Source organism: Streptomyces sp. YS415 (assembly GCF_023544665.1).
Lineage (GTDB): Bacteria > Actinomycetota > Actinomycetes > Streptomycetales > Streptomycetaceae > Streptomyces.
The window spans coordinates 92,429-111,254 of the sequence record NZ_JAMJFL010000019.1; the positions used below are offsets into that span (position 1 = coordinate 92,429).

General features: G+C 73.4%; 21 protein-coding genes. 17 read left to right on the forward strand and 4 right to left on the reverse strand.

Annotation, left to right across the window (positions count from 1 at the left end; translation table 11 throughout):
* The first annotated feature begins 2 nt into the window (after window positions 1-2).
* Genes pelF through M8H82_RS23670 form a run of 8 tightly spaced genes read left to right on the forward strand, consistent with a single transcriptional unit; the run spans window position 3 to window position 7,488 of the window.
* Entirely contained in the window at window positions 3-1,493 is a 1,491-nt protein-coding gene (gene pelF, locus M8H82_RS23635) for a GT4 family glycosyltransferase PelF (RefSeq protein ID WP_250076938.1), read from the forward strand.
* Window positions 1,490-2,845 (forward strand): hypothetical protein, encoded by a 1,356-nt coding sequence (locus M8H82_RS23640; protein WP_250076939.1) that lies wholly within the window; start codon window positions 1,490-1,492, stop codon window positions 2,843-2,845. The genes pelF and M8H82_RS23640 overlap by 4 nt, the downstream gene beginning before the upstream one ends.
* A 42-nt stretch (window positions 2,846-2,887) precedes the next feature.
* On the forward strand, window positions 2,888-3,889 hold the full coding sequence (locus M8H82_RS23645; RefSeq protein ID WP_250076940.1) for a GDP-mannose 4,6-dehydratase: 1,002 nt from the start codon (window positions 2,888-2,890) through the stop codon (window positions 3,887-3,889).
* A gap of 38 nt (window positions 3,890-3,927) precedes the next feature.
* The gene (locus M8H82_RS23650) at window positions 3,928-4,641 is read left to right on the forward strand and encodes a sugar phosphate nucleotidyltransferase (protein WP_250076941.1); all 714 of its coding nucleotides are present in this window, start codon (window positions 3,928-3,930) and stop codon (window positions 4,639-4,641) included.
* A gap of 7 nt (window positions 4,642-4,648) precedes the next feature.
* Window positions 4,649-5,530, forward strand: coding sequence for an NAD(P)-dependent oxidoreductase (locus tag M8H82_RS23655; RefSeq protein WP_250076942.1), 882 nt, complete (start codon window positions 4,649-4,651; stop codon window positions 5,528-5,530).
* The gene (locus M8H82_RS23660; RefSeq protein WP_250076943.1) at window positions 5,527-6,189 is read left to right on the forward strand and encodes a spherulation-specific family 4 protein; all 663 of its coding nucleotides are present in this window, start codon (window positions 5,527-5,529) and stop codon (window positions 6,187-6,189) included. Before M8H82_RS23655 ends, M8H82_RS23660 begins: the two co-directional genes overlap by 4 nt.
* 17 nt (window positions 6,190-6,206) lie before the next feature.
* Complete coding sequence (locus M8H82_RS23665) at window positions 6,207-6,971, forward strand: endo alpha-1,4 polygalactosaminidase (protein ID WP_374211690.1); 765 nt, start codon at window positions 6,207-6,209, stop codon at window positions 6,969-6,971.
* Window positions 6,972-6,999: 28 nt separating this feature from the next.
* Entirely contained in the window at window positions 7,000-7,488 is a 489-nt protein-coding gene (locus tag M8H82_RS23670; protein ID WP_250076945.1) for a molybdenum cofactor biosysynthesis protein, read from the forward strand.
* A gap of 41 nt (window positions 7,489-7,529) precedes the next feature.
* On the opposite strand, the gene M8H82_RS23675 is transcribed toward M8H82_RS23670, so the two are convergent.
* The 3 genes from M8H82_RS23675 to M8H82_RS23685 all read right to left on the reverse strand — a co-directional run bounded on the left by M8H82_RS23675 (window position 7,530) and on the right by M8H82_RS23685 (window position 8,922).
* Entirely contained in the window at window positions 7,530-8,174 is a 645-nt protein-coding gene (locus M8H82_RS23675) for an SRPBCC family protein (protein ID WP_250076946.1), read from the reverse strand.
* Window positions 8,167-8,520, reverse strand: coding sequence for a metalloregulator ArsR/SmtB family transcription factor (locus tag M8H82_RS23680; RefSeq protein ID WP_250076947.1), 354 nt, complete (start codon window positions 8,518-8,520; stop codon window positions 8,167-8,169). The genes M8H82_RS23675 and M8H82_RS23680 overlap by 8 nt, the downstream gene beginning before the upstream one ends.
* A gap of 165 nt (window positions 8,521-8,685) precedes the next feature.
* Window positions 8,686-8,922, reverse strand: a complete 237-nt coding sequence (locus M8H82_RS23685; RefSeq protein ID WP_250076948.1) for a hypothetical protein — start codon at window positions 8,920-8,922, stop codon at window positions 8,686-8,688.
* 402 nt (window positions 8,923-9,324) lie between these two features.
* On the opposite strand from M8H82_RS23685, the gene M8H82_RS23690 reads away from it, so the two are divergent.
* From M8H82_RS23690 to M8H82_RS23715, 6 genes are read left to right on the forward strand one after another with little or no spacing between them, the layout of a single operon-like run.
* Complete coding sequence (locus M8H82_RS23690) at window positions 9,325-10,707, forward strand: ATP-binding protein (RefSeq protein ID WP_250076949.1); 1,383 nt, start codon at window positions 9,325-9,327, stop codon at window positions 10,705-10,707.
* Window positions 10,704-11,126 carry a roadblock/LC7 domain-containing protein gene (locus M8H82_RS23695; RefSeq protein WP_250076950.1) on the forward strand — a complete coding sequence of 141 codons (423 nt, stop codon included), beginning with the start codon at window positions 10,704-10,706 and terminating at the stop codon, window positions 11,124-11,126. The genes M8H82_RS23690 and M8H82_RS23695 overlap by 4 nt, the downstream gene beginning before the upstream one ends.
* A complete protein-coding gene (locus M8H82_RS23700) occupies window positions 11,123-11,485 on the forward strand; it encodes a DUF742 domain-containing protein (protein ID WP_250076951.1) in 363 nt (120 codons plus the stop codon). The genes M8H82_RS23695 and M8H82_RS23700 overlap by 4 nt, the downstream gene beginning before the upstream one ends.
* Complete coding sequence (locus tag M8H82_RS23705; RefSeq protein ID WP_250076952.1) at window positions 11,457-12,065, forward strand: ATP/GTP-binding protein; 609 nt, start codon at window positions 11,457-11,459, stop codon at window positions 12,063-12,065. The genes M8H82_RS23700 and M8H82_RS23705 overlap by 29 nt, the downstream gene beginning before the upstream one ends.
* The gene (locus tag M8H82_RS23710) at window positions 12,062-13,300 is read left to right on the forward strand and encodes a cytochrome P450 (protein ID WP_250076953.1); all 1,239 of its coding nucleotides are present in this window, start codon (window positions 12,062-12,064) and stop codon (window positions 13,298-13,300) included. Before M8H82_RS23705 ends, M8H82_RS23710 begins: the two co-directional genes overlap by 4 nt.
* Window positions 13,297-14,532, forward strand: coding sequence for a cytochrome P450 (locus M8H82_RS23715; protein WP_250076954.1), 1,236 nt, complete (start codon window positions 13,297-13,299; stop codon window positions 14,530-14,532). Before M8H82_RS23710 ends, M8H82_RS23715 begins: the two co-directional genes overlap by 4 nt.
* Window positions 14,533-14,659: 127 nt before the next feature.
* Here the strand turns inward: M8H82_RS23715 and M8H82_RS23720 are convergent, their stop codons facing one another.
* The gene (locus tag M8H82_RS23720; protein WP_250076955.1) at window positions 14,660-16,168 is read right to left on the reverse strand and encodes a helix-turn-helix domain-containing protein; all 1,509 of its coding nucleotides are present in this window, start codon (window positions 16,166-16,168) and stop codon (window positions 14,660-14,662) included.
* A 197-nt stretch (window positions 16,169-16,365) separates the two neighbouring features.
* Here M8H82_RS23720 and M8H82_RS23725 point away from each other — a divergent pair, with 197 nt between their 5' ends.
* The 3 genes from M8H82_RS23725 to M8H82_RS23735 all read left to right on the forward strand — a co-directional run bounded on the left by M8H82_RS23725 (window position 16,366) and on the right by M8H82_RS23735 (window position 18,825).
* The gene (locus M8H82_RS23725) at window positions 16,366-16,986 is read left to right on the forward strand and encodes an L-threonylcarbamoyladenylate synthase (RefSeq protein ID WP_250076956.1); all 621 of its coding nucleotides are present in this window, start codon (window positions 16,366-16,368) and stop codon (window positions 16,984-16,986) included.
* Window positions 16,987-17,069: 83 nt separating this feature from the next.
* Window positions 17,070-17,834 (forward strand): dienelactone hydrolase family protein, encoded by a 765-nt coding sequence (locus tag M8H82_RS23730; protein ID WP_250076957.1) that lies wholly within the window; start codon window positions 17,070-17,072, stop codon window positions 17,832-17,834.
* A gap of 211 nt (window positions 17,835-18,045) precedes the next feature.
* A complete protein-coding gene (locus tag M8H82_RS23735; RefSeq protein WP_250076958.1) occupies window positions 18,046-18,825 on the forward strand; it encodes an SDR family NAD(P)-dependent oxidoreductase in 780 nt (259 codons plus the stop codon).
* Window position 18,826: the final 1 nt, after the last annotated feature.

Sequence of the window (18,826 nt, forward strand, 5' to 3'; positions counted from 1 at the left end):
CGATGCACGATCCCCGCGGCGCGCGACGCTCGGACGCGACGCGCGTCACCCTGCTCACCGAGGGCACCTACCCGCACAGCCACGGAGGCGTGAGCGTCTGGTGCGACCAGCTCGTCACCGGCATGCCCGACCTGGACTTCGACGTCATCGCCGTCACCGGCACCGGCCACGAACCCGTGGTGTGGGAGCTGCCCGCCCATGTGTCACAGGTCTGGTCCGTTCCCATGTGGGGCGCCCCGCCACAGGGCGACCCGCCCACGGGACGCGCCCGCCGCCGCCTCGCCCACGCCTACGAGCGGTTCCTCACCGCGCTCCTCGACCCCTGTGCCGAGGACGGCTTCGCACCGGCGCTGTACACGATGGCGCGGGCCGCCGCGGACGGCACGCTCAGCCCTTTCCTCCGCGGTGACCGGGCGGTCTCCGTGCTGGCCTCCGTGTGGAACCGGCCCGGCCTCGTGGTCCGGGAGGCCCGGCCCTCGCTGCACGACGCGCTGACCGCCACCGCACTGCTGGAGCACTCGCTGCGCCCGCTGACCGCGCCGGTGCCGAGCGGCGGCGTCACCCACGCGGTGAGCGGAGGCGTCGCCGTGCTGCCCGGCCTGGCCGCGCTGGAACGTTACGGCGTGCCGCTGCTGCTGACCGAGCACGGCGTCTACCTGCGCGAGCGCTACCTCGGCTACCGCACCGCGCCCTACCGCTGGCCGGTCAAGGCCGTCGTGCTGGGCTTCTTCCGGCTGCTGGCGGAGGAGAGCTACCGCAGGGCGGCGCTGATCACGCCGGGCAACCGCTACAACCGGCTCTGGGAGGAGCAGGGCGGTGCCGCGCCGGAGTCGATCCGGACCGTCTACAACGGCGTGGACCCGGCGGCCTTCCCGCCCGCCGGGCCCGAACCGGAAGGACCCACCCTCAGCTGGGCGGGCCGGGTCGACCCGATCAAGGACCTGGAGACCCTCATCCGGGCCTTCTCCCTCGTACGCGCCGAACTGCCCACCGCCCGGCTGCGGTTGTTCGGGGGCACGCCGCGCGGTGGCGAGGCGTACCGGGAGCGCTGCGAGGCGCTGGCCACCGAGCTGGGGCACGCGGACGCGGTCACCTTCGAGGGGCGCGTCGACGACATCAAGGACGCCTACGCCGCGGGAAGCGTGGTGATGCTGTCCAGCATCAGCGAGGGCTTCCCGTTCACGCTGATCGAGGCGATGTCCTGCGGCCGGGTGACCGTCTCCACCGATGTGGGCGGGGTGCGGGAGGCCGTCGGCGACACCGGACTCGTGGTGCCGCCGCGGGACCCGGCGGCGATGGCCGCCGCCGCGCTGGAGCTGCTGCGCGCCCCGCAGCGGCGGGCGGCCATGGGGGAGGCGGCGCGGCTGCGGGTGATCGAGCAGTTCACCCTGCGCCGGACCATCGACACCTTCCGCGCCATCTACCAGGAACTGCCCCTTGCCGGACGGGTGCCGGCGCCCGCCCCGGAGCCGGAGAGGAGCCTCGCGCTGTGAGCGGGCCCATGGCACTGGAACCGGGCGGCGTGGAGCAGGACACCCTCGCGCTGCGCCTCGCCACCGACACCACGCTCGCGCTGCGTCTGCCGGACCGCGGGACGCGACGCGCCGAGGTCGACGGGCTGGCGGCGGAGCTGGCCGACCGCGTCGGGCCGGCGGTCCATCCCTACGAGGTGGCCGCGCTGCTGGAGTCGGAGGGCCTGACCGCCGCGGTGGTGAAGGAGCGATACGGCCATCCGAACATCTTCTCGCTGGCGTCCGCCCTGTACGAGCGGGTCCCCCGGGTCTTTCCCGAGCCCGCGCCGACGGCCGACCCCTGGCGCCCCGACCATGTGCGCTGTCTGCTGCGCGGGGTGCTCTTCGCGCTGCCGGGACTCGCGTATCTGCTCGCCGCGCCCCTGTGGCACGGCACCGCCCACACCACCGCGCTGATCGTGGCCGGGCTGGTCTCCTGGGCGTGGGGACAGGCCCTGGGCCACCGGGCCCATCTGCGCCGGGCGACCGGCCGTCGCGAGGCGGGCCGCACCCTGCTCGTGGGCGCCCCGCTGGGCGCGCTCGGGGCGACGGCCTGCGCCGCGGTGCCCGCGCAGGGCGGGCCGGTGACCCTGGTGGCGGCCGCGCAGTCGGCCTATCTGGCCGCGGCGGGCGTGCTGCTGGTGCTCGGCGCGGAGTGGCTGCTGCTGGCCGCGCTCTCCCCGCTGGTCGCCGGGTCCGCGATGCTGCCCTGGTGGGAGCTGGGCCCGGAGCTGCGCGCGGGGCTGCCCCTGCTGGCGCTGCTCGCCACGCTCGCGGTCACGGCCCACGCCCTGCGCACCGCCCTCGCCGCGCCGCCCGGCCCCGCCGCTCCCCCGCCGGCGGCACACCGGTCGTTGCCCTACGGCCTGTTCGGGCTCTCGGCGGCGGTCCTGGTGCTGCTGGCGGGACGGCAGCACCCGTACGCGGTGATCGCGCTGACCGTGTCCATGGGCCCCGCGGAGTGGCTGCTGTACCGCTACCGGGGACTGTCCGTCGGCGCGCTGCGGGCCGCCGCGACCCCGGCCGCGTTCCAGTGGCGCTCGGCCGGTGTCCTCGGGCTGTGCCTGCTCGCCTACCTCCTGCCCCTGGTGCCCGCCGCGCTGCTCACCGGCAGCGATCCGGCGGCGCTGCTGCCGCTCGCGGCCGCCTTGTGGACGGCCCTGCTGCTCCAGGCGTTCGGCATCGCCTGGCCGCCCGCGGCGATCTGCGCGACCGCGGCGGCCTGCGCCGGCGCCGCGCCCCCGCACCACCTCCCCCTGGCCTACGGCTCGGCCGCCCTGTGTCTCACGGTCTGCGTGCTGTGGACGCTCGGCCGACCCGCCCCGCATGTCTGAGCCCACCGCGGCTCGCCGCAACCGACCGGAAGGAAACACGAGTTGACCTCCGCACCGCTCGCCGCCGTCACCGGAGCCGAAGGCTTCATCGGCTCCCACCTCACCGAGGCACTGGTGGCCTCGGGCCACCGGGTCAGGGCGATGGCCCAGTACAACTCCTTCTCTTCCTACGGCTGGCTGGAGACCCTGCAGCCGGAGGTCCTGGACCACGTCGAGATCGTCCTCGGCGACGTCCGCGACCCCGGCTCCGTGCGCGGCCTGCTGGAGGGCGCCGACTGCGCCTACCACCTGGCCGCCCTCATCGCGATCCCGTACTCCTACCAGGCGCCGCACAGTTACGTGGACACCAACGTGACCGGCACCCTCAACGTGCTGGAGGCCGTCCGGGCCCTGGGCACGCCCCGGCTGGTGCACACCTCCACCAGCGAGACCTACGGCACCGCGCAGACCGTCCCGATCACCGAGGACCACCCGATCAACACCCAGTCGCCGTACGCGGCTTCCAAAGCGGGCGGGGACCGGCTCGCCGACAGCTACCACGCCAGCTTCGGCACGCCCGTGGTGACGCTGCGCCCGTTCAACACCTTCGGCCCGCGGCAGTCGATGCGGGCGGTGATCCCCACCGTGATCGGCCAAGTGGCCGCCGGGGAACGGACGATCACCCTCGGCGATCTGCGTCCCACCCGCGACTTCACCTACGTCAAGGACACCGCGCAGGCGTTCCTCACGGTGGGCACCGCGCCCGCCGAGCAGGTGGTGGGGCGCACCTTCAACGCCGGTACCGGCGGCGAGATATCGGTCGGCGACCTGGTGGCGCTGATCGGCAAGGTGATGGACACCGCCCCCGACGTACGGGAGGACACCGAGCGGCTGCGGCCCGCCGCCTCGGAGGTGATGCGGCTGGTGGCGGACGCCTCCCGGCTCACCGCGGCGACCGGCTGGGAGCCCGCGCACACGCTGGAGGAAGGGCTCGCCCGGACCGTGGAGTTCTTCCGCGACCCGGCCAATCTGGCCCGCTACAAGACCGGCATCTACAACATCTGACACCCTCCACCACGACGTTCCATGAAGGAGCAGTCACCATGCACGCAGTGATTCTGGCAGGTGGCAAGGGCGTCCGGCTGCTGCCCTACACCACGGCCCTGCCCAAGCCGCTCGTTCCCATCGGCGACCAGCACGCCATCCTGGAGATCGTGCTGCGCCAGCTCTCCGCATGCGGCTTCACGCACTGCACCCTCGCCATCGGCCACCTCGGGGAGATCATCCGCGCCTATGTCGGCGACGGCAGTCAGTGGGGCATGCAGGTCACCTACGCCACCGAGGAAAGCCCCCTCGGCACGATGGGCCCGCTTCTGGCGCTGCGCGACCAACTGCCGGAGAAATTCCTGGTGATGAACGGCGACATACTCACCGACCTGGACTACGCCGACGTCCTGCACCGGCACCAGGGCTCGGGGGCGCCGCTGACCATCGCCACCTACGCGCGCAAGGTGCACATCGATTTCGGGGTGCTGACCACCGACGCCAGCAGGGTGGTCGCCTTCACCGAGAAGCCCAGCATGGACTACCGCGTCTCCATGGGTGTCTACGGCCTGTCCCGCGACACGCTCGCCCCCTACACCCCGGGGCTGCCGCTCGGTTTCGACGAGCTGGTCCTGGATCTGCTCGCCGCCGGACAGCCCCCGCACGCCTACGAGTTCGAGGGGTACTGGCTGGACATCGGCCGCCCCGACGACTACGACCGGGCGAACGCGGAGTTCACCAGCCGCAAGTCGCTTCTGCTCAAGGGAGCCTGAGCACCGTATGCGCATTCTCGTCCTGGGCTTCACCGGATATCTGGGCGGCCATGTCGCCGAGCACCTGCGTGCCCTGCCGGGCACGCAGGTGCTCGGCGGCGGCCGCTCGTCCGACGCCGACCATCACGTCGACCTCGCCTCGGCCGACCCCGAACGGCTGGCGAAGACCCTCGCCTCGGCGGCACCCGACACCGTGGTCAACTGCGCGGGCGCCGTCGCCGGCGACGCCCTCACCCTCGCCGAGGTCAACACCCGGGGCCCCGCCGTACTGTGCGCGGCGCTGCGGGCGGCGGCCCCGGCCGCGCGTCTGGTCCATCTGGGCTCGGCCGCCGAGTACGGCCCCGGCGCCCCCGGCTCCAAGGTCACGGAGTCGGCCCCGACCAGCCCCGTCGGGCCCTACGGCGCGACCAAGCTCGCGGGCACGGCCGCGGTGACCGCCTCGGGGCTGGACGCGGTGGTCCTGCGGGTGGGCAACCCGGTGGGGCCCGGGGCACCCCCGGCGGGGCTGCCCGGCCGGGTCGCCGCCCTGCTGCGCGAGCCCGGCCCGGTGCTCAGGCTCGGGGATCTGTCGGCCTGCCGCGACTTCGTCGACGTACGCGACGTGGCACGGGCCGTGGCGCTGGCGGTGACCGCGCAGGGGCCCCTGCCCGCCGTGCTGAACATCGGCGGCGGAGCGGCGGTGCCGGTCCGCGACCTCGTCCATGGGCTGGCCGAGCTGGCGGGCTTCCGGGGCCGCATCGAGGAGTCCGCGCCCAGCTCGGCCCGCTCGGCGCAGGTGTCGTGGCAGTGCTCGGACATCACCGCCGCGCAGGAGGCGCTCGGCTGGCGGCCGGTCCGTTCGCTGGCGGAGTCGCTGGGCGCCCTGTGGGAGGGCGGGCGGACACCATGAGCCTGCTGATTCCGCTGTACGTCCATCCGGCCGAGGATCCGGGCGCCTGGCACCGGCTGATCTCGGCCGCGGCCCACACCTACGCGGTGATCCTCAACCCGGCCAGCGGACCGGGCCGGGAGCCGGATCCGGCGTTCACGGCGGCAGCGGGCGCGCTGCGCACCGCGGGCGCCCGCCTGCTCGGCTACGCGGACACGGCGTACGGGCGCCGCGACCCCGCCGAGGTCGTCGACGACCTGCGCCGGCACCAGGAGTGGTACGCGGCCGACGGCTGCTTCCTGGACCGGGTGCCCGCGGAGCGGGCCGGGCTGGCGGAGTGCCGGAAGCTGGTGCGCTCCCTGCGGCGGGCCGGCGCCGGGACCGTGGTGCTCAACCCGGGCGTCCATCCGGCGCCCGGCTACGCCCGCCTCGCCGATCTGACGGTCACCTTCGAGGGCCACTGGTCGACATATGTCTCGGCGTTCACCCGCCCGGCGTGGACCGCGCGGCACCCGGCCGAGCGGCTGTGCCATCTGGTGTACGGGGTGCCGGAGGCGCTGGTGCCGCTGGCCGTGCGGACCGCGCACGAGCGGGGGGCGGCGGTGTCGGGGCCGGTGACGGGCGAACAGCCCAATCCCTGGGCCGGGTTGACGCCCGCGCTGTCGGGGGCTGCGGGGTGAGGCGGGCGGCCTGGGCCGTGGCGCTCGTGACCCTGGCGGCGCTGACCGGGTGTGCGGGGGCCGACGAGGACCCGGGCAGGGCGCCTGTGTGGCAGCCGCGGCCCGGGCTGGCCTGGCAGTGGCAGCTCGACGGGCCGGTGGATCCGTCGGTCGACGTGCCGGTCTACGACATCGACGGCTTCGAGAACTCCGCGGCGGACGTGGCCCGGCTGCACCGGGACGGGCGCAAGGTCATCTGCTACGTCAACGTCGGCGCCTGGGAGGACTTCCGCCCCGACCGGGAGGACTTTCCCGCCTCGGTGCGCGGCCGGTCCAACGGCTGGAAGGGCGAGCGCTGGCTGGACATCCGCCGGCTGTCCGTGCTCCGGCCCCTCATGGAGCGCCGCTTCGACATGTGCCGGGACAAGGGTTTCGACGCCGTCGAGCCCGATCTGATGGAGGGGTACGGCAACGACACCGGGTTCCCGCTCACCGCGCGCGACCAGCTGAGGTACAACCGCATGATCGCGGACCTCGCGCACCGGCGCGGCCTGTCCGTCGGGCTCAAGAACGACCTGCCCCAGATCCCCCAGCTGGTGCGGCACTTCGACTTCGCGGTCAACGAGGAGTGCGCCCAGTACGACGAGTGCGGGGAGCTGAAGCCGTTCATCGCGGCGGGCAAGGCCGTCTTCCACGTGGAGTACGCCGAACCGGCCGCCGCCTTCTGCCCCGACTCGCGCCGGCTGAAGCTGTCGTCGATGCGGAAGCAGCCGGAGCTAGGGGTGTGGCGGGCGCCCTGCTGAGGCGAGCGGCCCTCCGTAGGCTGGGCGCATGACCGAGGTGAACGTCCACGTGGTGCAGCTGCTGGTGTCGCCCGTCCACCGGCTCGCCGGGCGCCCCGCGGACGGCGCGGGGACCGAACCGGCCGGCGAACTCGTCCGGCGGGCGGAGGTCCGCGAGGGGCTCGGGCTGGTCGGCGACCGGTACTACGGGCAGCGGGCCCACCGGGACGCCTCGGTGACCCTGATGGCCGAGGAGAACCTGCCGCCCGGCATCGACCTGCGCCACACCCGCCGCAACATCCTGCTGCGGGGCGTCGACATCGACTCCCTCGCCGGCTCGGTCATCAGCCTCGACTGCGGTACGGGCCCGGTGTCGTTCGCCCTGAAGCGCCCCGCCCGCCCGTGCGCCTGGATGGACGTGACGATCGGCCCGGGGGCCCAGCGGGCGCTGCGCGGCAAGGGCGGGGTGCGGTGCACTCCGCTGTCGGACGGGGTACTGGAGGTCGGGGAGGCGGTCCTGCGGGTGCTGAGCGGGTAGCCCGGCGCGGTGGTGCCGCGCCGGGCTCGTGGTGCCGTCCGTCAGGAAGGCGTGTCGGTGCCGGTGTAGAAGGCGATCGTCGCCCGGGTGGTGGACTCGACGCTCTCCGCGTCCGCGCCGGAGGCGGTGTACGCGGCGCCCCACAGCTCGCCCGAGCGGGTCATGCACGCCTTGCCCTCGTCGGACATCGCCCACTCCTGCGCCTGCTCCGGGCTGAGCCCGCCGCCCGTGAGGTGCAGGGCGAGCCCGAGCAGGACCATGTCCCAGCCGACGCCGGTCGCGCCGGGCCCGTACTGGCCCCAGAACTCCTCGGGGACGACCGCCACGTGCTCGAGCTCCAGCAGGGTGCGCTCCTCGCCCTCGGGGGTGAGGCGCAGCAGGACCTCGCTGAAGCCCGGGTCGGGGCCGAACAGCCAGCTCACCCGGAGCAGGTTCGGCTCGTCGCACTGGAGGATCTCGCCACCGGCCTGCCCTTCCAGCTGGTAGCGTCCGCCGACCTTGAACTCGCCGCTGACCGGCAGGAACCAGCGCGCGATGCGCTCGGGGGAGGTCACTGCGTCCCACACGTCGGCGACCTCGGCGTCGTAGGAGCGGCGCAGCACCACCGTACGGGCCTCGCCCGCCTCGACCCGCCGGGTGCCGACCTCGCGGTGCAGCCGGTTGATCTCGTCGACGATCTCAGTCATCCCTGCTCACTTCCTCTTGCTGTCTGCGCTCGCGCTTGCCGCGCGCGAGCTCCGTACCGAGCGCGTCGAGCCGCTGCTCCCAGAACCCCCGGAACCGCTCCAGCCAGTCGTCCACCTGACGCAGCGGCGCGGCGTCCACGGCGTACAGCCGCCGGGTGCCCTCCGCCCGCACGGACGCGAAGCCGTTCTCCCTGAGCACCTTCAGGTGCTGGGACACGGCCGGCTGCGAGATCCCGAACTCTTCCTGGATGGCGGCGCCTATCTCGCCCGACGCCCGCTCACCCGTGGCGAGCAACTCCAATATCCGGCGTCTGACCGGATCCCCGAGAACATCGAAGGCGTGCACGGCACCGACTATGCCACCTGCAGCTTATATAAGGCAACTCTTAAATAAGGTGGGTCTTGAACAAGCGGTGGAACCTTTTCCTCGGCCTCCCTCGTCGCGGGCACACGAAAGCCCGGACACCGCGTGTCGTCGCGATGTCCGGGCGGGTGTGCGGTGCGCTCGGGGTCAGCCGTCGCTGAGGCGGGCGCGAAGGAGCTTCTTGCCCAGCTCAGCACCCTTGCGGCTGTCGGCCTGGGCCTTGCGGAACAGGTCCGCGACCTCGGTGTCCTTCTCGCGCTCGGCGTCCTGGATGTACGACTCCAGACGCAGCGCGTTGCTCAGGCACGCCTCGACGTACCAGACCAGGTTGTAGTCCTTGTCCTGCGTACCGGTCACGCCGCCGGTCTCGGCACTGCTGGCCATTCGGGCCTCCTTCCTCGTCGGTGCGGGGCCCGACGGGCCCCGCCTGTCGTTGCGGGCCGAGTACCCGCGTCGGCCGGGGCCAGTCAGCCCATGGAGGGCCGATCCTGGAGCGCGGCCCGGCCGCCACCACCGTGGGCACCCCCGCTCTCCTGCGAGCGACCGCACGCGGCCAAGGCCGACGGGCGGGCAGTGGTCCTCCCGAGCGGCTGACATCGGCGTCAACTCGCTTGATCCTTACGGCAATTCAGACAGTTGGCGCAGAAGTGAACAGAGAGCGGGCGGATTCGGAGCGAAGTACGCATCGACCGTGCGAGAGCAGTCGATGACGGTGTGTACTGTGCTGCGAGCGCCTCGTCAGGGGTTCTCGCACCCACCCCTGCCCACTCTCTGGATACCGATTCGATGATCGAACTACCGGACCTAGCCGCCGGCGGTCTGGCCGCCGGCACACTGTCCGCGCTCGTTCTCAGCGGCGGTCTGCTCCGGTCGCGGCGCCAACGGACCGTGCAGCGCGACGAGATCGCCGCCCTGCGCGCCCATCTCGACGGCGTGGTACAGACGTTCGCCGCCGAGATCGAGCATCTGGCGGCCAAGCGCGTCCCCGCCGCCGCCCGCCACCTGACGCATCCCCATGTCGCGGTGCCCGGTCCCCTGCAGCTCCGGGCGGCCGGATCCTCGCTCGGCGTCGCCATGGAGAACGTGCTGGAACAGCTGCGCGTCGAGCTGACCGCCCAGCACCTGCGCGTCGACGCCGCCGCACAGGCCGGGATGCGCGGGGCGACCCGGGAGATCCAGGCCGCCCTGTACCGCCTCCAGGACGCCCTGCGCGGTCTGCAACAGCAGTACGACGACCCCGAGTTGACGCAGACGCTGTTCGAACTGGACCACGAGAACGAGCAGTCGCTGCGGCGCGCGCAGGTCGCCGCGGTGGTGTGCGGGGCCTGGGTGGGGCTGGCCCGCGAGGAGTCCCACGTGGTGGACGCGGTGACCGGCGGCCAGGCCCGGCTCGCGGGCTACCACCGGGTCCGGGTCAACAACCATCTCGAACCCGGCACCGCCCTGGTCTCGCACGCCGTCGAACCGGTCGCGATCATCGTCGCCGAGCTGCTGGACAACGCGCTGCGGCACTCCGCGCCGGACACGGACGTGGTGGTCAACCTGGAACACGTCCACCACGGCGTCTGCGTCACCGTCGACGACGCCGGCCTCGGCATGACCCAGGACGAACGCGCCCGCGCCCAGCGGATGGTGGCCGGCACCGAGCCCATCCTCCTCACCGACCTCGGCGATCCCCCGCGCATGGGCCTCGCCGCGATCGGCCAGCTGACCCGGCAGTTCGACCTGAGCGTGGACCTGTCCTCGCCCTCCCCCTACGGCGGGGTCCGGGGCGTGCTGCGCGTCGACAGCCACCTGCTGACCCGTATCGACCCCGACGCACGGCCCCCTGCCGCCAGCGCCCCACGCCCGACCCGCAGGCCTCAGAACGACGAACCGACCCGCAGGCCGCAGACCGACGAACCGGCGCGCAGCACCTCGCACGACTACGTGCCCGAACCCGAGACCCACGACCCGCGGCCCACCGCCGACGGGCTGCCGCAGCGCCGCCGCCGCACCAGGGCGGCCGCCCCCGAGCCGGCCGTGGCCCCGCAGCGCCCGTCCGCGCTGCGTCCCGAGGAGGCGGCCGCCGCGCTCGGCGGGCTCCAGGCCGCCACCGCCGCCGCCCGCTCCGAGACCGCCGAGCACGACACCGAACGCGACGACCACGAAGGGGGCACGGCCCGATGACCGGCCGCGACACAGGAGACACCGCGTGGGCTCTGGATCCGATTCTCGAGGTGCCGCATGTGGTGGCCGCCGTACTGCTCACCCGGGACGGCCTCGTCACCGGCTGGACGGACGCGCTCACCCAGCCGTCGGCCGAGCGGGTCGCCGCCATCACCAGCACCGTGCAGGGAGCCTGCCGTACCGCCGCGGCCGCGTTCGCGGACCGGGAGCGGGCCGAGGTGCGGCAGGTCGTCATCGAGTCGGATCACGGGTACGTGCTGATCGTGCCGACCGACCACGGCACCTGCGTCGCCGCATACGGTGACAGCGAGGTGCGCCTGGACCTGCTCGCCCACCGGGTGCACTCCCAGGTGGCACGGCTCGGCGAGAAGGCGATGGCCGCCGCGCCCCGAGGCACCGACGGCGGCGCGCCGGCATGACAGCACGCCCGGGCGGCCGTCCGCTGGTCCCGGCGTATCTCTCCACCGGCGGCGTGGCCCGGCCCAGCCGCCCCCAGCTGGAACGGCTCTCGGTGCTCACCGGCAGCGGTGAACCCGCGCCGGCCGGCCTGCCCGCCGCCGAACTCGCCCTGCTGGAAGCCCTGGACGGCGGATCCCTGACGGTGGTGGAGGCGGCGGCGCACCTGCGTCTGCCGGTCTCCGCCGTGCGGGTCCTGGCCGGCGCGCTCCTGGACCGCGAGCTGGTCCTCGCCCGCGCCCCCGTCCCGCCCGCCGAACGCTTCGACCCCGACCTGCTGAAGAGAGTGGCCGATGGCCTTCGCGCCCTCAAGCACGACTAGCGGCATCCACCTGCCGGACACCGCCCGCGACCTGGTGAAGATCCTGGTCACGGGCCCCTTCGGAGTGGGCAAGACCACCCTGATCGACTCCGTCTCCGAGATCCGGCCGCTGCACACCGAGGAACGGCTCAGCGAGGCGTCCGCCCCGGTGGACGACCTGGCCGGGGTGCGGGAGAAGTCGACGACCACCGTCGCCATCGACTTCGGCCGGATCAGCCTCGACCACGGCATCGTGCTCTACCTCTTCGGCACGCCCGGCCAGGAGCGGTTCCGTGCCCTGTGGGACGACATCGCCTACGGGGCGCTCGGCGCGCTGGTGCTGGTCGACAGCCGCCGGATCGACGCCTCCTTCGACGTCCTCGGCCTGGTCGAGGAGAGCGGGCTGCCGTACGCCGTCGCCTTCAACGCCTTCCCGGACGCGCCGGACCACTACACCGAGGCGCAGTTGCGCGCCGCGCTGGACCTGGAGGCGGGCACCCCGATGGTGACCTGCGACGCGCGCGACCCGAACTCCTCCATCGACGCACTGCTCGCCCTGGTCCAGCATCTGATCGACCGCCACCCCCCGGAGAACCGGTGACCACCTACCCCGCCGCCCAGCAGACCTTCTCCCGCTCCGCGCCCGTGCGGCTGTGGGAGGACGGCTTCGCCCTCGACCCCTACCGCTACTACGAGGACCTGCGCGCCCAGGGCCCGGTCGGCTGGGCCGAGTTGGCGCCGGGCGTACCGGCGTACGTCGTCACCGACCGGCGCGCGGCCCTGGACCTGCTGCACGACACGGAGACGTTCTCGCACGACCCGCGGCCCTGGGAGTCGACGGTCGCCGACGACTCGCCGGTGCTCGGCATGATGCGCTGGCGGCCCAACACCCTCTTCGCGGACGGCGCCGATCACATCCGCTACCGGACCACTTTGATCGACACCTTCGACCGGGTCGAACCGCACGACCTGCGCGCCCGGGTGCACCGGGCGGTACGGCTGCTGGTCGGCCGGATCGGGCCGCGCGGCCACGCGGACCTGGTCGGCGACTTCGCCCGGCCGCTGATGGCGCTGGTGTTCAACAACCTCTTCGGACTGCCCGACAGCGCGAGCGACCGGCTCAACGCGGCGCTGGGCAAGATGATGGAAGGCGGCTCCGAGGCCGCCGAGGGCGAGGCGGAGTACGGCGGCTACGTACTGGAGCTGATCGCCGCCAAGGCCGAGCGGCGCGGGGAGGACCTCCCCAGCTGGCTGCTGGACCATCCCGCCGGGCTCACCCCCGAGGAGGTCACCTGGCAGGTGTTCCTCACCCTCGGCGCCGGACACGAACCGACGGCGAACCTGGTGTCCAACGCCCTCTCCCGCATCCTCGGCAACCCCTCCTACTACTCCACCCTCACCAGCGGCGCCCGCCCGGTGATGGACGCCGTGGTGGAGGTGCTGCACCACGAGACACCCCTGGCGAACTACGGCATCCACTACGCCCGCCGGCCCCTAGCCTTCCACGGCGCGTGGATCAGGGCCGCGGTCCCCGTCGTCATCTCCTACGGGGCCCTCGCGCACGCCGCCGAGCAGAGCACCGGCGGCCACCGGCACCCCGGGGACGCCTCGCACCTGTCCTGGTCGGCGGGCCCGCACGCCTGCCCGGTCAAGCAGCACACCCTGCTCATCGCGACGGAGGCCATCGAGCGGCTCACCCAGTGGCTGCCCGATCTCGAACCCGTTCTGCCGCGCGAGCGCCTGACCTGGCGGCCGGGGCCGTTCCACCGTTCGCTGACCTCGCTGCCCGTGCGGTTCAGCCCCCGCTCCCCCGATCTGCCTGGAGGCCCGTCGTGACCGTGACCGACCGCACCGAACGCTTCGCCCTGGACCCGTTCGGCTCCGACATCGCCGCCGAGTCCGCCCGGCTGCGCGCCCTCGGCCCGGTCGTGCCCGTCGATCTGCCCGGCGGGATCCCGGCCTGGGCGCCCACCGGCTACGACACCCTCAAGGCGCTGATCCTCGACCCACGGGTCAGCAAGGACCCCCGCAAGCACTGGAAGCTGTGGCCCGAGATCTCCGAGCACCCCTCCTGGGGCTGGATCCTCGGCTGGGTCGGCGTGGTCAACATGCTCTCCACCTACGGCCCCGACCACGCCCGGCTGCGCAAGCTGGTCGCGCCCAGCTTCACCCAGCGCCGCACCCAGGCGATGCGCACCCGGGTCGAAGCGATCACCGCGGAGCTGCTCGACCGGTTGGCGGACGCCGACGGCGGGGCCGTGGACATCAAGGCGGCGCTCGCCCATCCCCTGCCGCTGCGGATCATCTGCGAACTGTTCGGTGTGCCCGACGAGCTGGTGCCCGACACCACCCGGCTGATCGCGGCCATCATGGACACCTCGGACCCCTCCCCCGAGCACGCCGCGTCCGTGCAGCGGCAGATCGGCACGGTGCTGCCCGCCCTGATCGCCCACCGCGTCGAGCACCCCGGGGACGATCTGACGACCGAGCTGATCCGGGTCCGCGACGAGGACGGCGACCGGCTCAGCGACGAGGAACTGCTGTACACGCTGCTGCTGGTGATCGGCGCCGGGTTCGAGACGACGGTGAATCTCATCGGCAACGCCGTCGTCGCGCTGCTGCGGCGGCCCGAGCAGCTGGCAGCGGTGCGGGCCGGGGAGATCGGCTGGGACGCGGTCGTCGACGAGACCCTGCGGGTCCACCCGTCCATCGCCTCGCTGCCGCTGCGGTTCGCGGTCACCGACGTCGAGATCGCGGGCGTCACCATCCCGGCCGGGGACGCCATCATCACGACGTACGCCGCCGCGGGCCTCGACCCGGCGCACTACGGCCCGGACGCGGACACCTTCGACGCGGCGCGCGGCGCCGACGACCACCTGGCGTTCGGCATCGGCGTGCACCGCTGCATCGGCGCCCCGCTGGCCCGGGTGGAGGCACTGACCGCCCTGCCGGCGCTGTTCGGCCGGTTCCCCGGCCTGCGGCTCGCGGTCGACGCGGACGAGCTGCGTCAGGTGCCGTCGTTCATCGCCTTCGGCTGGGGGGAGATTCCGGTACTGCTGGGCGAGTGACCCTTAGAAGGGCGCGCGAGGGCCGACCGGTCCCCCGTTCCGGTCGCGCCCCCGCGGCTCGTTGAACCTACGTCCGGCACAGGGCGCTTGTGAACCGCGTCGATGCCCGCTGTCGGGAGCTCGGGGCTCACCTGTGCACAAGTGAGTCCGGTTCGCCCTGCTTCACGCCGTGCAGGGCGGGCTGGTCGAGGTCGCCCGCCGCCAGATGAGCGAGCACGACCTCGTACAGGTCGCCGCCGCCGGCCAGGAGCTGCCGTTCGAGGACGGGTTCCGCGGCGCGGACGTGCTCGCGCACGGTCTGCGCGTGCACGCCCAGCGTCTGCGCGGCGCGTTCGGCGTTGCCCCCGGCCGCGATCCAGGTGCGCAGGGTACGGCGCAGGTCACGGGTGTCGGCGTCCAGGCGGGCCAGCAGGTCGTGCGCCCAGGCGCGCATCGCGGGACCGGTGAGCAGCTCGCCGAGGTCGGCGGGGGCGGGGGCCCGGTCGTCCTCACCGTGGGCCAGGCTCTCCTGGGTGTTCAGCGCGAGATGGACGACGGCGCGGGCCGCGAGGTCGGAGAAGTCGGTGCCCAGCAGGGCCTCGACGCGTTCCATCCGGGCGCGGACGGTGTTGCGGCTGACGCCGAGCACCTTGGCGGCGCTGACCGCGGTGAACTCCAGACCGAGCCGGGTGGTGGCGAGCAGTTCCGTGTGCGTGTGGTGGGACAGGCCCGCGAGCGGCCCCAGCACCCGGAGCGTCCAGGCGCGCAGGGCGTCGGGGGCCATCAGCCGCTCGGGGTGGGTGCGTTCGGCGTACACCGCCGCCTTGTCCGGCCGGAAGTGCGCCACGGCCAGCGCGCTGACGGCCTGTCCGTAGGCGGTGGCGGTCCGGGCCAGGCTCTGCCGGGCGCTGCCGCCGAGGAAGACCCGCGGGCGGGGACCGATCAGCGAGCGCAGGGCACCGGCCACCGCCTCCCGCGGGGTGACGACGATGACATGCTCGTCCCGGGCGGGGCACCGCACGACCAGCGCCTGCTCCCCCGTCGCGTCCAGGCACTCCTCGGCCAGTCCGTCGCGTTCCTCGGGGCGGCTCTCCACGACGTACACACAGGCGGTGTCCGTGTCGAGCAGCCCGGGCCACAGTCCCGCGGCGACCCGGCGGGCGGCGACGGTGTCCTCGACCATCAGCAGCTGCAGGATGGCCAGGCGCAGGTCGGAGGTGGCACGTTCGAGCCGGTGCACGGCGACCGTCGACTCATGGGCCCTGAGCAGCACGTCGAGTACCTGCACGGTGTGCGTGACGATCTCGGAGGCCCGCCGGTCGAAGGGAACCGCTCGGGAGACGGTCAGCACACCCGCCGACGCCGGCACCCGGACCAGCCGCAGATGGCGCCCCGGCCCCTCCCAGGCGGCGGAGGCGATACGGCCGGCGACCATGTCGTCGAACAGCTCCTCGAACGGGCCGCTGTCCAGCGAGGTCCCCGCGAGGACGGCACCGGATCCGTCGTGCAGACAGACCGTGCCGTCGACGGCGTCGGCGAGCCAGGCGACGACCTGCCGGACGCGCTGCCCGCCCGGCCGCAGCAGCCCCAGCAACTCCCGCTCCCACTCCGCGCCCCGCACCTCCGCACGACGGCTCGCACCCTCTCGGCCAGCCACGATCGGCCTTCCTCGTCATTCGTCCCGTTTCGGCGTACCGGTCCGGGACGTTACCTCACACCCACCGAACCGGCCGCCGGTGTTCCGGCGAGGACGGGTTCCCATAACGGGCCGCTTCAGGCGCCGGGCGCCGGGCCGGGCACGTGATCGGGCCTGCCCTGCGTGTCCCGGCCCGCGGCAGGGCTTAGGCTCGGCGGATGGCCAAGTACTTCGACGTGCACCCCGACAACCCCCAGGCGCGTGTCGTCTCCCAGGTCGCCGACAGCGTCCGGGCCGACGCGCTGATCGCCTACCCGACGGACTCCTGCTACGCCCTGGGCTGCCGACTGGGCAGCCGCGACGGGGTGGAGCGGATCCGGTCCATCCGCCGGCTGGACGACCGGCACCACTTCACCCTCGTGTGCCAGGACTTCGCGCAGCTCGGCCAGTTCGTACGGATCGACAACGACGTGTTCCGCACGATCAAGGCCTCCACGCCCGGCAGTTACACCTTCATCCTGCCCGCGACGCGCGAGGTGCCGCGCATGCTCCAGCACCCGAAGAAGAAGACCGTCGGCGTGCGCATCCCCGACCATGTCGTCACCCAGGCGCTCCTCGCCGAGCTGGGCGAGCCGCTGCTGTCCAGCACGCTGCTGCTGCCCGACGAGGACGAGCCGATGACGCAGGGCTGGGAGATCAAGGACCGCCTGGACCATGTGCTGGACGCGGTGGTCGACTCCGGGGAATGCGGCACCGAGCCGACGACGGTCATCGACTTCTCCGGCGGGGAGGCCGAGATCGTACGGCGCGGCGCCGGTGACGTCTCGCGCTTCGAGTAGGACCCGGGGCGGCCGGGGGCCTGCGGTGACGCGTGGAACGATGGCCCGGACCTGGTCCTGACCGAGGGAGGCACGACCGCGCCATGACCGTCGTACAGGGAACCGCCGTCGACATCGCCACCGAGGACGGCACCGCCGACGCGTATCTCGCCCACCCCGGTGACGGCGCACGCCACCCCGCCGTCCTGCTCTACATGGACGCCTTCGGGCTGCGGCCGCGGCTGCGGGCCATGGCCGACCGGCTCGCCGGGGCCGGATACACGGTCCTGGTGCCGAACGTGCTCTACCGTCACGGCCGCGCCCCGGTCGTGGAGTTGCCCGAGTTCATCGACCCGTCGGCGCGTCCGGAGATCTTCGAGCGGCTCGGGCCGGTCATGCAGGCCCTGACGCCCGAACGCGCGATGCGGGACGCCGGCGCCTATCTGCGCTGGCTCGCCGAGAGCCCGTCGGCCGCCGACGGTCCCGTCGCGCTGACCGGCTACTGCATGGGGGCCCGGCTGGCGCTGCTCACCGCCGGGACCTACCCGGAGCGGATCGCCGCGGCGGCCGGTTTCCACGGCGCGCGGCTGGCAACGGACACCCCCGACAGCCCGCACCTGCTCGCCGAACACATCACCGCCGAGCTGTACTTCGGCCACGCGGACCAGGACCCCGCCCTGCCCGAGGAGCAGCAGGAGCGTCTGGAGAACGCGCTGTCCGCGGCGGGCGTCCGCCATCGCTGCGAGGTCTATCCGGGCGCCCACCACGGCTTCACCCAGGCGGACACCGCCGCCTACAGCCAGGAGGCGGACGAGCGGCACTGGGCGGCGCTGCTCGATCTGCTGAAGCGAAACCTGATGGGCGCCTGACGGCTGCCCGATCCAGGCCCTGTCGTTTGGATCAGCCCGGCTGTGAGATGCGGCAACCCTCGGCCGACCCGAGCGGGGTCTGGTGCGTGCAGCTGCAAGGCGGAGGAGGGCGTCGACGCGGAGCGTCGGCAACCGACGACAACGCCGCAGATGTGCGTGCCAGACCCCGCGACGCCGGGGTGATCCGAACGAGAGGGCCTAGGGTGCGGCCATGACCTCGCAGCCCTATCTCTCCGAACTGTTCTCCCTCGACGGCCGCGTCGCCCTGGTGACCGGCGGCAGCTCCGGCATCGGGCGGGCCATCGCCGGGGCCCTCGCCCGCGCCGGGGCGAGTGTGGTGGTCGTCGCCCGCAAGGAGGCGGAACTGGCCGCGACGGTCGAGGAGTTGACGGGCGACGGCTGCCGGGCCGGCTGGGTGAGCGCCGATCTGAGCACGCGGGCGGGCGTGCGGGCGGGGGCCGAGGAGGCGGCCGGGATGTTCGGGGAGCCGGACATCCTGGTGAACTCCGCCGGGATCAACCTGCGGCCCCCCATGACCGAGCTGGACGAGAACGTCTGGGACCTCACGATGGCGGTGAACCTGGAGGCGCCCTTCCTGCTGGGGCAGCGGTTCGGGCCGGGGATGGCCGAACGCGGCTTCGGGCGGATCATCCACGTCACCTCGCAGCAGGCGCACCGGGCGTTCGTGCAGAGCGGGGCCTACGGCGTCTCCAAGGGGGCGCTGGAGTCGCTGGCCCGGTCGCAGGCGGAGGCCTGGTCGCCGTACGGCGTCACCTGCAACACCCTGGTGCCGGGGTTCGTGATGACGCCGCTCAACCGGCGGCTGTCCTCCGATCCGGAGAAGGTGGCGGCGCTGGCCGCCCGCACGATGACCGGACGCAACGGCCTGGCCGAGGACTTCGCGGGGGCGGCCGTCTTCCTCGCGAGCCGCGCCTCCGCCTATGTCACCGGCCAGGCCCTCTTCGTCGACGGAGGTCTGTCCGTCCACTGAC

What these genes read in the sequence shown, in the direction of transcription:
- pelF (WP_250076938.1), top strand. Translation starts at nt 3, where the DNA reads ATGCACGATCCCCGCGGCGCGCGACGCTCGGACGCGACGCGCGTCACC.
- M8H82_RS23650 (WP_250076941.1), top strand. Translation starts at nt 3,928, where the DNA reads ATGCACGCAGTGATTCTGGCAGGTGGCAAGGGCGTCCGGCTGCTGCCC.
- M8H82_RS23655 (WP_250076942.1), top strand. Translation starts at nt 4,649, where the DNA reads ATGCGCATTCTCGTCCTGGGCTTCACCGGATATCTGGGCGGCCATGTC.
- M8H82_RS23660 (WP_250076943.1), top strand. Translation starts at nt 5,527, where the DNA reads ATGAGCCTGCTGATTCCGCTGTACGTCCATCCGGCCGAGGATCCGGGC.
- M8H82_RS23670 (WP_250076945.1), top strand. Translation starts at nt 7,000, where the DNA reads ATGACCGAGGTGAACGTCCACGTGGTGCAGCTGCTGGTGTCGCCCGTC.
- M8H82_RS23675 (WP_250076946.1), bottom strand. Translation starts at nt 8,174, where the DNA reads ATGACTGAGATCGTCGACGAGATCAACCGGCTGCACCGCGAGGTCGGC.
- M8H82_RS23685 (WP_250076948.1), bottom strand. Translation starts at nt 8,922, where the DNA reads ATGGCCAGCAGTGCCGAGACCGGCGGCGTGACCGGTACGCAGGACAAG.
- M8H82_RS23690 (WP_250076949.1), top strand. Translation starts at nt 9,325, where the DNA reads ATGATCGAACTACCGGACCTAGCCGCCGGCGGTCTGGCCGCCGGCACA.
- M8H82_RS23695 (WP_250076950.1), top strand. Translation starts at nt 10,704, where the DNA reads ATGACCGGCCGCGACACAGGAGACACCGCGTGGGCTCTGGATCCGATT.
- M8H82_RS23700 (WP_250076951.1), top strand. Translation starts at nt 11,123, where the DNA reads ATGACAGCACGCCCGGGCGGCCGTCCGCTGGTCCCGGCGTATCTCTCC.
- M8H82_RS23705 (WP_250076952.1), top strand. Translation starts at nt 11,457, where the DNA reads ATGGCCTTCGCGCCCTCAAGCACGACTAGCGGCATCCACCTGCCGGAC.
- M8H82_RS23725 (WP_250076956.1), top strand. Translation starts at nt 16,366, where the DNA reads ATGGCCAAGTACTTCGACGTGCACCCCGACAACCCCCAGGCGCGTGTC.
- M8H82_RS23730 (WP_250076957.1), top strand. Translation starts at nt 17,070, where the DNA reads ATGACCGTCGTACAGGGAACCGCCGTCGACATCGCCACCGAGGACGGC.
- M8H82_RS23735 (WP_250076958.1), top strand. Translation starts at nt 18,046, where the DNA reads ATGACCTCGCAGCCCTATCTCTCCGAACTGTTCTCCCTCGACGGCCGC.